Here is a 13,067-nt window from a genome sequence, read left to right on the forward strand (position 1 = left end):
AAAAAAGTTAGAATAAACTATTCTAACTTTTTTTATAATTTACCAATTTCTAAACTTCCCAGTGTACTAATAGCACGTACATAAATTAACATTGATTTTCATAATTCGTCAACTTTAATACATTCATTATATTGATGTTCAGTTGAGTTAGTATGATCAAATATTGCACCAAATGCTACACAATTTGGCATTGCTCTAGCATAAGTTCCACCACCAATTGCAATTGGTTTTGCTTTTTTATCACCAGTAACTTCTTGATAAATTTCCATTAATTTAATAACAATTGTTGATTCTTGTGGCATATATAATGGTTTATCATAATGTTGTTGTTTTATTGTTAAATTATAAGGTTTTAATATTTTTGTTAATCTATTTAAAATTTCTTGTAAATCAGTTTTAACTGGAATACGGATATTACATCCTAATTTTGAATTTTTGCTATTAATTTCAACGATGCCAACATTAATAGTAAAACTTCCAGATTCATCATCTAAATCACCAAAATATTTTGTTAAAGCAGTATCTTCTTGTAAAATATCACCAACAAATTTAATTAGATTGTGTTCAACTTTAAGTTCATTTAAAATTAATAAACTTCTTAATCCTGCATTAATTCCTTCATCTGGTCGTGACCCATGTGCTGGTTTACCATGAATGGTAATTTGTTGATTATTATTTTCAATTAGATAGTTCTTATTTTTCCCAATTTTAACAAATGATTCAATATCAACACCATTAATATTACTAGTAGAACAAGTGACATTGTAAGCATCACCTGCATTAATAACAATGGATTTATGACCTATACCAATAATATCTAAGTTAATAATTCCTTTTTCAGCATATACTAGCGGAAACATACCATCAGGAGTAAAACCAAAAGTTGGAGTACCTTCTTGCTTCATATATGTGTTAATTGAATCTCATGTTGTTTCTTCAGTTAAACCAAAGATAACTCTAATTCGACGATTTGGTTGATAACCATGATCTTTTAAATATTTTAAACAGTATAGAATAATAATTGTTGGACCTTTATCATCTAATACACCTCGTCCATATAAAATATCATTAATAATTTCTGGCGAAAAAGGTGAAATTTTTCATTCTTCTAAATTACCTGGTGGTACAACATCAAGATGACCTAATATGGCAAATATTTCTTTACCCTCACCATATTCTAAATATCCATATTTATTGTTTTTGTCACGATAAGTTTTAAAACCTAATTCTTGCCCTAAATTAATAGCATAATCTAATACTTCTTTAACACCAGGCCCATAAGGTGCTGTTGTTGTGGGTGGTTGAGCATATGATTGAATTTTAACAATTTCTTTTATTTTTGTTAGTGCTTGCGGAAAATATTTTTCTTTTAACAATTTTTCATTGAATTTCATATTTATTCACTCCTTGATATACAAATTTAAATAGTAGTATTAGTTATAATATCAACTATTAAATCATTTAACAATAATCAGGAACTATTTGTGCAAGATAAATGATTATTTTTTATTTTTATTTGTTTATTTTTGATTAATTTACTAATCAGTGGCTGCTCTAGAATGTTATCACTTTTGTTAAATTTTATTCCCTTTTTTAGTAATAAACCTTGTATTAATTTTTGGATTAAAATTTCATTTGTTGATAAGATACTATTTTTTTGATTGTTATTATTAATGTTATTGCTATTAGTAATTATTATTGCTTTATCTTCTGTTTTAATATATGAAACAGCATTTGGACCAATTCCATAATAGTTTTCTAATAAACAATATGCAATAATATATTTTGATTGATTATTAGTATTTTTACTATAACTATAGTATTCATAGTTATCATATTTATGTTTTTTTAAGAAATTATTAATGTATCTTTTAATAGTAAGATTTTGTTTGTGATTATAACTATCATAGCTAATATGAGGTGTTTTTAATTGCATACATATTTGTAAATCATTATTAACATCAATTACTGTTTGATGAGGAAGATTATATTTTAAATCAATTGAGAAATTATTAATTTTTAAGTTAATAGCATCATTAATAATTTTTATACTTTGTTGATAATTAAATTTGTTATTTAATTGATTTTGAAAACTAATTATTTTTCAAATTAAACGATTAATTTGAAATTTGGAAAATAATTGTAGAGTTGTGAAATTAGTATTATTAATAGTACATTCAAAGTTGTATTCTTTGATAGTGGTTGTCAATGGTTTAAGTAGTATTAATAATTGTTCTAAAAAAATAATTGGTAAAACTGACTTATTTTTGTTAGCAAGATAAATTGTTTTTAAGTTTAATTGGTATTTATTTATTATATTTGTTAATTCTTTTTTAATACTTTCTATAAAATAAGAATAGTTAGTATTTACTTCATGTTTAAAATTAGGTATTTCTATATATAAATGTTCAATAGTAGTTTGTGTATTCATAAATAAATGATACTATATTTATTATGTTCTTGCTTTTCAATGTTGTTCTTTCGCAATATTTTTATTTCCTTTTGAAGAAATTTTAGTTTTTCAAGAAGGGTAATTTTCACCTTTACTTTTTGCATTAACAATATTCATTGGATCTAGATTATATAATTCAGTTGTTCCTTGTTGACTAGTAGGACGATGTAGAACAATAGTTCAAGAGTAAGTTTCTAAGTTATCTGCTGCGCTATAATCAGTGGTAAATGAATCACGAAACATTCAAGCACCACTATAATCTTTACGATATAATTTATCACTAACACCATCAATTATTTCCGCTTTTTCTCAAACAGCTTCAATTTGTTCTAATGTTCAATGGTGAGTAGTAACTTTTTGCACTTCGATTGTTTCTTTTTTTGTTTTTGTGTTTGTTTTCTCTATTATTGGTTGTGTTTCTTCAACAGTTATTGTTGTTGCTTGTTCATTAAAATTAGATGTTTCAGATTCAGAATAACTACTGTCTTTAACATCAAAACCACCTTGATTTTTTGGTTGGTAATTAGTTTCGGTATTAATATTACTTTCTGTTGTTGGTGATTTTGAATATATTGTTGTATCTTCTACACTTGTTTTTTCAACTGTTGGTTCTGAATATATTGTTATATTTTCAATATTATCATTTATTTCTTCTTCATTTGTAATAGATTCGGATTTAAGATTAGTAAGAGTACCTGGTGTTGGTGAAACAGTTTCGGCATGATAGGCACCTTGCGTTGGTGTTTTTGATAGTTCATGATTAGTATAATGGACAGTTGCTGTTGAAGGGTTAGTGATTATTTTTTCTTGTGTTAGATCTTGCTTAAGAACAGTATTGTTAGTTTCTTGGTTTGCTATTTGTTGTTCTTCATTATTTTGAGTTACTGGTATTGGTACGACGTTAGGAAGCGTTATCGTATCATCAACTTCTTGTTTTGCTATTACTGTTTCTTGTTTTGCTTTTGGTTTAGCAATAGGCATTAATAGTGTATTTGATTTGTATTTAGAGGTAATATTAATAATTAATCAAAGACTGTGGATTAATAAAAGTATTGCAAATAGCTCAGCCAACATTCATGGTAAAAAAGTTATTAGAAAGTTACCAGTTGTATTTATTATTTCGCCGTCTTTTTTATTAGCTAAGAAAGTAAAAGTTTTAAATCTAAAAATAAAAAATACAATAAGAAAGATAACAAATATTGCTGAAAAAATAAAACTTATTAAACAAAAAAGTGCTGATACACTATTTTTAGTTTTTAAAAAAATAAAAGGTACGACTACTAATGCTAAAGATAAACCAGAAACTATGAAAACAATAATACTTATTATATTGAAACTAATTTGTAAATTAGAATTAGGCTGTTGTGGATTATTGAATCATTTAATATAGTTATCAACTGCATCTCGACCAATAGTTGCTCATAAAGCCCAACCTATCATTAAACTTGTAGTAATTAGAAGACCATTAATAAGAATTGTTAATTTGCTATATAGACCAATACGATAAATTTTTGGTTCTTTCATTGAACTAGAATTTATTTCCTCTATCATAAAAATACCCCAATCTATTTTTAATATACTTACTCTTTTTATAATTATATCAAATTAAAAATTAAGATAGTGTCGTGTAATTAATTGGACTGGAAAAATGAATAATATTAATATATTATTCTAATTAATATTGGTTTTTTAAATAAAATGAAAGTCTTTTTATTAAAATTATAATATTTACTTACATTTTATAGTGTTAATAAAATTAGTAACAAGCATATTTATTGATAGACTAAAAAAATAAACTATAATTTTAATTACTAATTTAATAAAGTGTAACCCATCCAAAATTCAATTTTGAAAGTTTTAAAAGTTGCTTCAGCAACAGCATTGTCATAAGGACATCCTTTTTTGCTTAAAGATCGAGTTATGTTGAAAGCTAATAAAAGTTTATCAATAGTTTTATTATTGAATTCATTACCGCGATCAGTATGAAATATTTCAATATCTTTTAAACAGTGATTTGATTGCATAAATGCTTGATATACTAATGATGCATCTTTTTTAACTCCAACACTATGTCCAATAATTTCGCGGTTAAATAGGTCGATTAATAGGCAAATATAGTTTCATTTACCATTAACTTGAACATAAGTTAAATCACTAACAATAACTTCATTTTTAATTCTATTATTAAAGTTTCTATTAACAAGATTGGTTATTTGACTATCATTGACTTTATTATGATAATTTTTGAATGATAATTTAGTGTATTTTGATATTAAATTATGCTTATTCATAATTTCTTTAATTTTTCTGCGTGATAAATAAATTTCTTGGTTTGCTAGTATGACTTTTAATCTTCTAGTACCATAAACTTCTTTATTTTCTTTAAAAGCACTAATAACAGCTTGTTCATAAATATTATTTTGAATTTTATTTTTTTTCTTTAAATTAAAATAATATGTTGATTTAGAGAGTTTTAAAAAATGACACATTGTGCGAATTTTATATTTAGATTTATTATTTGCAATAATCTCTACTTTCTGCCTATTATTAGTGCTGCTTGCTTTAAAATATCAATTTCCATTCGTAACTGTTTTAATTCTTTATTTGCTTGAATTAATTGTTTTTCTAAATCTGAAAGATTATCTTTAGTTTTAAAACTACCTGAATTAGTAAATTGCTTAATTCAATTGTAAGTAGCTGCTCTTGTAACATTGTATTCTTTAACAAGGCAAGATACTGATTTGCCACTTTGATATAAAGCTACTATTTGTTTTTTAAATTCATCTGAATATGAGTTAATAGTGACCATAATTATAATTCCTTTCTTTTAACTAATTTGTTCACTTGTCTATGTAATTAGTGTCCAATAAAGTGTAACCCATCCAAAATTCAATTTTGAAAGTTTTAAAAGTTGCTTCAGCAACAGCATTGTCATAAGGACATCCTTTTTTGCTTAAAGATCGAGTTATGTTGAAAGCTAATAAAAGTTTATCAATAGTTTTATTATTGAATTCATTACCGCGATCAGTATGAAATATTTCAATATCTTTTAAACAGTGATTTGATTGCATAAATGCTTGATATACTAATGATGCATCTTTTTTAACTCCAACACTATGTCCAATAATTTCGCGGTTAAATAGGTCGATTAATAGGCAAATATAGTTTCATTTACCATTAACTTGAACATAAGTTAAATCACTAACAATAACTTCATTTTTAATTCTATTATTAAAGTTTCTATTAACAAGATTGGTTATTTGACTATCATTGACTTTATTATGATAATTTTTGAATGATAATTTAGTGTATTTTGATATTAAATTATGCTTATTCATAATTTCTTTAATTTTTCTGCGTGATAAATAAATTTCTTGGTTTGCTAGTATGACTTTTAATCTTCTAGTACCATAAACTTCTTTATTTTCTTTAAAAGCACTAATAACAGCTTGTTCATAAATATTATTTTGAATTTTATTTTTTTTCTTTAAATTAAAATAATATGTTGATTTAGAGAGTTTTAAAAAATGACACATTGTGCGAATTTTATATTTAGATTTATTATTTGCAATAATCTCTACTTTCTGCCTATTATTAGTGCTGCTTGCTTTAAAATATCAATTTCCATTCGTAACTGTTTTAATTCTTTATTTGCTTGAATTAATTGTTTTTCTAAATCTGAAAGATTATCTTTAGTTTTAAAACTACCTGAATTAGTAAATTGCTTAATTCAATTGTAAGTAGCTGCTCTTGTAACATTGTATTCTTTAACAAGGCAAGATACTGATTTGCCACTTTGATATAAAGCTACTATTTGTTTTTTAAATTCATCTGAATATGAGTTAATAGTGACCATAATTATAATTCCTTTCTTTTAACTAATTTGTTCACTTGTCTATGTAATTAGTGTCCAATAAAGTGTAACCCATCCAGAATCTAATTATTCTGGTTTATTAAATACAAATGATAAATCTGAAGAAACAATAGTATATGAATTACTATTTGATGGAAAATGATTTAAAATAAATGATATTGAAAGTTCCAATATGAATTTGGCAGAAAGATTAAAATACAAAATTAATGAATTAGAAAGTAATTTAGAATGTGATAGTGATTTTGATGACATTGAAAAAAAAGATATCAACGCAATTGATTTACAAACTCAATCATCAACAGTTAAATCTAAATTAAATTTACCAAACTTGTAAAAAATATTATATGGAAAAAAGATTTCAATTGAAATCTTTTTTTCTATATTTGAAAAATATTAAAAAGTTTATTGCATAATTTTAAAACTTTAGCAAAAATAAGTGTAAACTAAATAAACCTATTGTTTTTTATTTTTAAAATAATGGGTTTTTATTTAAATAAGGGGGAATCAAAATGAGTTTACAAACAAAAACTATTATTGAAGAAGAATTAAGAAATGTAGCAGATTTAACATGATTTACTAAAAATTTTATTAGGTGTCATCAAAATTGACATAATGGTGAAACATGTAAATTTGAAAATCATTTTGATGAAAAAGATAAAAAATGTTTTCAAATTAGAACAATTATTAAGAAACAAAATGAATATTATTTTATTTATGATGAAATAATAAAAAGAGAAGATAAAACCTTTTTTTTATTAAGATTATATGATGATAAAAGAAAAAAAGTTTGAGAATTATTAATTTATTTTGAAAAAAATGAAATTGTTCAACAAATTAGACATTTACGTTATAAGCAATTTTTAAATGAAATTAAAAATAATGCAAAGCTTATAAAAAAAGAATCTAAACATACAACTATCATTAGAACACCATTTTTAGAATTTGTAAGAACTATTACAAATCAAAAACAAGATAATATTACAGAAGAAGTACAAGATAAATATTGAATTTTTAAAAGGTTTATATGAAAGATTTTTCATGGTTTAATATTTTTTATTGCGTGGGGTGCCACATCTCCTATTGCTAAAATAATTATCACACCAATAATTAGTACATTTGTTGTGTCAAGTGCTATTATGGGTTGATTACCTTTTACTATTGCTGGTATTGTTGCTGGTATTTGTTACAAAATTTTATGTGACTGTGCTAAAAAATTAAGACCAGTAATGTCTTCAATTGTAAAAGACAAGTATCAACTTGAATTAGAACAAAAAATAAAAGAACTAGAAAATAGATCAAATAATTTAGAAGAAGAAGTTCAATATTTAAAAGACATATCTTTAAATTCAAAAGAAGTAATAGAAGAAATAATTTTAAACTGTTTGCTACAAACTAGAGAAAAAAATGAATCAAAAACTTTTGAAACTTGCAAAAAAGAATTAAATCGAAAATTTAAAAGAAATAAATTTTCAAAAAAATATTACCAATCAATCAATAAATGAAACGAAAAATGACAAGAAAATATTGCATTTTCAAAATATTTAGAACCTAAACATATAAAAAAAATAAAAGATGTTTTTACTGAAAATAAAAAAGAAAAGTATCAAATTGAATCCGAAGAAAAAACAAAAGAAATATGATCAGAATTTCAAGAATGAAAAAATAAACTAAAAGAGTTAGAAAAAGAAACTAGTGAAACTAGAGTAAATGGATTTATTCCAGAAGAAGATAATAGACAAAAATCACCAGCTAGAACTATGAAAAGAATGGGTCTGTAACTTTAAAAAAATATTACAACTTTAATTTACCAAATTTATTACTCTATACACAATATTGAAAATTTGGTAAATTAGTTTTATTTTTTATTTGAAAGTTATATAATAACACATAAGTAGTTACAAAATACTTAGATTTTAGAGAAAGGAGAAAGTATTAAAGAAGGGAGAAATAGAAAGAAATATGCAATTTTATTTACAAGCTGATGTTGGTCAAGCTGTTATAAATACATTAAAAGCTTGAGGATTTTGAAGTGCAATTTTAGCAACGATATTTGTAATTTTTTTAGGTTGATTTTTAACGAAGAGAGGGACATTTAAAAAAGACTGAGAAGCGGTTTTAATTAAAATTGTTATGGTTGTTGGTTTACCATCTTTAGCTTTTGATGGTTTTATGACAAATACAACAACAGAGCAAGTTAAAACGCAAGTTGCAATTTTACTAGTTGGTTTTTTATTCTATATGATACTGGGAATAGTTGCTAAATATTTTTATATTAAATATGATAAGGATATTCAAGATACATTAGCAATGTGTACTGTATTTGCTTCAACAACATTTTTTGGAATTCCTGTAGTAACAGCACTATTTGATAATGGAGCTGCCACCTTACCGGCTAATATTTTTAATATTCCATATCGAATATTTTTATATTCATTAGGGTTTATTGTAATGAGCAAACCTATTAAAGCAGCAGTAGTAACAAAAGGACAAACTGGTGCTGATTTTATTGTTGATACAAAACTAAATACTGATGGATATGCACAAATTAAATCAGAAATGAAAGTAATAAAAAGAGAAAATTTAATAAAGAATGTAAAGCAGATTTTTTTAAATCCAATTTTAATTGCAACTATGGTTGGATTTATTTTTTGAGTTACACAATTAATTCCTGGAATTGCTATTGTTCCTGATCAAAATGATATTACTAGTGGTCAATATTTTTCACCATTACGATTAGATAATACATTTCCACCATTGTTTAAAGTAACAAAAACTTTAGAGGCATTATGTACGCCATTAGCATGATTGGCAATTGGAATTACTTTAGCAAAAGGTAATTTTAAAGATGCTGCACAAGATAAAAAAGTATGATTTGGAATGGTAATGAAAATTATTTTTGCACCATTATTTGGATTAGCATTAGTTTGTGCAGTTGCGGCAATTGGAAAAGAAACTGGAGCATGAAAATTAGATACTGTTGGATTAGGAGTTATTGTAATCATGTTAGCAGCCCCCCAGCATCAGTTATTGTTGCCTATTCAATTGCTTATAAAAAACAGCCATTGTTAACAAGTAATTTAACATTAATTGCTACATTATTTTCAATTATTTCATTACCATTTTGAGTAATTATTACTACAGCGATTGGCGCAACACCGTTATTTAGTTAAAATATAAACAAAAGAAAGGGAATAAAAATATGGCAAAAAAAATTAAAATGGTTTGTTATGGTGTTCGTAAAACAGAAAAGCTTTTTTTTGAAACATTAAATAAAAATTATGGATATGATTTAACGTTAATTGAAGAGTATTTAACAAAGGATAATATTGAAACGGCAAAGGGGACATGAAGCAGTAATGGTTCGTGCTAATTGTGACTGTTATGAGCAAAATTTATTAAAAATGAAAGAATATGGCGTTAAATATTTATTAACTAGAACTGTTGGTTATAATCATATTGATTTAAAAAAAGCTCATGAATTAGGTTTTGAAATGGCATATGTACCTGGTTATTCGCCCAATGCTGTTAGTGAATTAGCAGTAAGTATGGGAAACGGCTTACTTCGAAATTTATTTTATAGTGCTAATCATCAACAAAATCATAATTTTGAAATTGATGATTTTATGTTTGCCAAAGAAATTCGTAATTCAACAATAGGTATTATTGGAACTGGCCGTATTGGTTATCAAGCAGCTAAGGCATGACATGGAATGGGAGCAAAGGTATTGGGATATGATATTTATGAAAGTGATCAAGCAAAAAGTATTCTAACTTATTGTGATTTAAAAACTTTACTTAAAGAATCGGATTTAATTTCATTACATTGTCCATATATTAAAGAAGAAAATTATCATTTAGTTGACAAGAGTTTTTTAGCAAAAATGAAGCCTGGATCAGTTTTAATTAATGTAGCTCGTGGTGAATTAATGGATTTACAAGCAGTTTATGATGCAGTTAAAAGTGGTCATTTAAAAGGTGTTGGTTTGGATGTTTTAGAAAATGAAAGCAAAGTTTTTTTCAAAGATTTTGCTGGAAAACCAACTCCCGATAATATTACAAATAAATTATTATCATTATATCCGCGTATTATTGTGACACCACATATTGGATCGTATACTGATGAAGCTATTAAAAATATGATTGAAATTACTTATGAAAATTTAAAAGTAATTTTATCTGGTCAAGAATGTAAAAATAAAATTTAATTTAATAATTGATTATAGTTATTTTACATACTGTATATGAAAAAGGTAATATAAATTTTAAAATATACTGATCTATTATGTTATAATAACATCAAACTTAATATAAGTTTTTTACCTATTTACTTTAAAATAAAGTAAATAGGTTTTTTATTCTAAATTTCAAATAAGAAAGATTAAAAGATATGTCCATTATAGAAAAAAGAGAAAAATTAAATAATAAAGTAAAAAATAATGTTACTCCCATTGAACTTATTGCAGTGGGTGCTGCAGCGGGTAGCACTATTGGAGTTATTACTGGTGCTGCAAAAGTTGTTGGTATTGGTGTTGCGGCTGTTAATTTAGTTGCTTCTACGGTTGCTAATGTTGCTACTAATGTGGCCTCTATTACTTGTGCAGCCGGAGGAGTTGCTATTCTTGGTGCTCCTACTATTATTGGTTTAGTTGCTGGGGGAGTTGCTGTTGGTGCCATTAGTGGTGCTATCGGTCGTGGTTTTGAAATAACTCAAATGTTAGCAAAAAAAGATGATGAAAAACAAGAAGAGCAAAAATTAGATTTTGAAGATTCAAAAAAATTATAAATTCAAATTTAGAAAATTTATATTCTTCAACAAGTGTATACAATTCTAATACATCAACAATGTAAAAGGTAATTTATTAAAACATATCAATTTCTTCTTTACTAAAAAATAAAATATATTTTTTAAATTTATTACTTTAAAATAAAGTAATAAATTTTATTTTAATTTTATAGTAGAAAAATGAAAAAATTATTCTTTTTATTACACATTTTTACACTAATAATTTTATATTTATTTTATTTATTAAAAATAAAATAAATAATTGTTTTTTTTAAAAAATATTATATAATTTTATTTGTATTATTTAACTTAAAGTTTAGTATAAATAAACAAAAGGAGAAAATAATCAATATGAAAATTGGAAGAAAGTTAAAAACTTTAAGATTGAAACACAATTTAACTATGGAAGAGTTAGGGAAACGTTGTGATTTATCAAAGGGATTTATTAGTCAGTTAGAGCATGATGTTTCTTCACCCAGTATTGAAAAACTAAAAAGTATTTTAGACATTTTTGATTGTCCATTATCAACCTTTTTTGCTGGTGAAGTAAAAGAAAAAATAGTTTTTAAATCACAAGATGTTACTGTTAGTGACGAAGAAGATTATCAAATAAAATGAATTATTCCTAATGCTCAAAAATTAACATTAGAACCAGTAATTTTAACTTTAAAACCATTTGGTAATTCAAATAAAATTCCGCCATTTCAAGGTCAGATCTTTGGATATGTATTAAGTGGAACAGTATTTGTTCATTATGGTGCAACGAGAGTAAAAGCAGTAGCTAATGAAGCATTTTATATTAAAGGTAATGAAAAACATTATTTAGAAAATCCCAATAATTCAATTGCAACTATTTTATGAGTTTCAAATCCACCAATTTTTTAAACCATTTAAAGGAGGAAATTATGAGTGTAAATATTTTAGAATTACGTAATATTACCAAAGAATATGATGGTAAAGTTGTTTTAAAAGGAATTAGTTTAAATATTCATGAAGGTGAATTTCTTACCATTCTTGGTCCTAGTGGTTGTGGAAAAACAACATTATTAAGGATTATTGCTGGTTTTGAACAACCAAACAATGGTCAATTATTGTTTAAAGGTAAGGATTTAACTAAAATTCCAATTCATAAAAGAGAAATAAATACTATTTTTCAAAATTATGCTTTATTTCCACATTTAAATGTTTTTGATAATATTGCTTATGGTTTAAAGTTAAGAAAAATTGATCGTGAAAAAATCAAAAAAGAAGTTAAAAAAGCTTTAGATTTGGTTAAATTAAATGGTATGGAAGATAAAGATGTTAATGATTTATCTGGTGGTCAAAAACAAAGAGTAGCAGTAGCTAGAGCATTAGTTCTTAATCCTAAAATTTTATTATTAGATGAACCTTTTGCTGCTTTGGATTTGAAATTACGTCAACAAATGCAAGTAGAATTAAAAAAAATTCAAGAAGAAATTAATATTACTTTTATCTTTATTACTCATGATCAAGAAGAAGCATTTATTATGTCAGATCGGGTAGTTGTTTTAAATCAAGGTCAAATTCAACAAATTGGGACACCACAAGATATTTACAATGAGCCTGAAAATAAATGAACATCACAGTTTGTTGGTAGCTCGAATGTTATTGAAAATGGTGTATTTGTTAATGATTATTGTGTTCGTTTTGACGGTAAAAAATTTGCATGCTCTGATACTGGTTTTGGTGAACAAGAACGTAATATTGATATTGTTATTCGACCAGAAGATATTGATTTAGTTAATGCAGGTAGTGGTTTTTTTGATGGAACTATTAAAACTATTGCTTTTAAAGGATTATTATGAGAAATTGAAATTATTGCTAATAAACGCAAATGGATAGTTCATACTACTGATAATTTTGAAGTAGGTAACCGTGTTGGTTTAAAATGAAATGTTGAAGATATTCATGTTATGTGAAAGGAAATTGAAGAGTAA

The 13,067-nt window shown here is 25.1% G+C and carries 12 protein-coding genes and 2 pseudogenes; 7 read left to right on the forward strand and 7 right to left on the reverse strand.

Features of this window, described 5'->3' with window-relative positions; all coding sequences use genetic code 4:
- Positions 1–32: 32 nt before the first annotated feature.
- The 7 genes and pseudogenes from AACK94_RS02980 to AACK94_RS03010 form a co-directional block, all read right to left on the reverse strand.
- Positions 33–1,394 carry a Sapep family Mn(2+)-dependent dipeptidase gene (locus AACK94_RS02980; protein ID WP_338976158.1) on the reverse strand — a complete coding sequence of 454 codons (1,362 nt, stop codon included), beginning with the start codon at positions 1,392–1,394 and terminating at the stop codon, positions 33–35.
- 26 nt (positions 1,395–1,420) lie between these two features.
- A complete protein-coding gene (locus AACK94_RS02985) occupies positions 1,421–2,431 on the reverse strand; it encodes a hypothetical protein (protein WP_338976159.1) in 1,011 nt (336 codons plus the stop codon).
- Positions 2,432–2,452: 21 nt separating this feature from the next.
- On the reverse strand, positions 2,453–4,003 hold the full coding sequence (locus AACK94_RS02990; protein WP_338976160.1) for a hypothetical protein: 1,551 nt from the start codon (positions 4,001–4,003) through the stop codon (positions 2,453–2,455).
- A 260-nt stretch (positions 4,004–4,263) separates the two neighbouring features.
- Positions 4,264–4,941, reverse strand: a complete 678-nt coding sequence (locus AACK94_RS02995; protein WP_338976161.1) for an IS3 family transposase — start codon at positions 4,939–4,941, stop codon at positions 4,264–4,266.
- A 41-nt stretch (positions 4,942–4,982) separates the two neighbouring features.
- A complete protein-coding gene (locus tag AACK94_RS03000; protein WP_338975565.1) occupies positions 4,983–5,261 on the reverse strand; it encodes a transposase in 279 nt (92 codons plus the stop codon).
- Between the two features lie 76 nt (positions 5,262–5,337).
- Positions 5,338–5,988, reverse strand: a pseudogene (locus tag AACK94_RS03005) (IS3 family transposase); the annotation flags it as partial.
- A 41-nt stretch (positions 5,989–6,029) separates the two neighbouring features.
- The gene (locus AACK94_RS03010) at positions 6,030–6,308 is read right to left on the reverse strand and encodes a transposase (protein WP_338975565.1); all 279 of its coding nucleotides are present in this window, start codon (positions 6,306–6,308) and stop codon (positions 6,030–6,032) included.
- Between the two features lie 190 nt (positions 6,309–6,498).
- Between AACK94_RS03010 and AACK94_RS03015 the strand changes: the two genes are divergently transcribed.
- From AACK94_RS03015 to potA, 7 genes and pseudogenes are all read left to right on the forward strand, one after another.
- Positions 6,499–6,660: a hypothetical protein gene (locus tag AACK94_RS03015; protein ID WP_338976163.1), complete on the forward strand. Its 162-nt coding sequence runs from the start codon at positions 6,499–6,501 to the stop codon at positions 6,658–6,660.
- Positions 6,661–6,835: 175 nt separating this feature from the next.
- Positions 6,836–8,104, forward strand: a complete 1,269-nt coding sequence (locus AACK94_RS03020; RefSeq protein WP_338976165.1) for a hypothetical protein — start codon at positions 6,836–6,838, stop codon at positions 8,102–8,104.
- A 181-nt stretch (positions 8,105–8,285) separates the two neighbouring features.
- The gene (locus tag AACK94_RS03025) at positions 8,286–9,395 is read left to right on the forward strand and encodes an AEC family transporter (protein ID WP_338976166.1); all 1,110 of its coding nucleotides are present in this window, start codon (positions 8,286–8,288) and stop codon (positions 9,393–9,395) included.
- A gap of 130 nt (positions 9,396–9,525) precedes the next feature.
- Positions 9,526–10,531: pseudogene (locus AACK94_RS03035) on the forward strand (NAD(P)-dependent oxidoreductase).
- A 182-nt stretch (positions 10,532–10,713) separates the two neighbouring features.
- Positions 10,714–11,109: a hypothetical protein gene (locus tag AACK94_RS03040; RefSeq protein WP_338976170.1), complete on the forward strand. Its 396-nt coding sequence runs from the start codon at positions 10,714–10,716 to the stop codon at positions 11,107–11,109.
- A gap of 351 nt (positions 11,110–11,460) precedes the next feature.
- A complete protein-coding gene (locus AACK94_RS03045; RefSeq protein WP_338976171.1) occupies positions 11,461–11,994 on the forward strand; it encodes an XRE family transcriptional regulator in 534 nt (177 codons plus the stop codon).
- Positions 11,995–12,014: 20 nt separating this feature from the next.
- Positions 12,015–13,067, forward strand: a complete 1,053-nt coding sequence (gene potA / locus AACK94_RS03050) for a spermidine/putrescine ABC transporter ATP-binding protein (RefSeq protein ID WP_286640486.1) — start codon at positions 12,015–12,017, stop codon at positions 13,065–13,067.

The organism is Spiroplasma endosymbiont of Monopis laevigella (assembly GCF_964019975.1).
GTDB lineage: Bacteria > Bacillota_I > Bacilli_A > Mycoplasmatales > VBWQ01 > Spiroplasma_E > Spiroplasma_E ixodetis_A.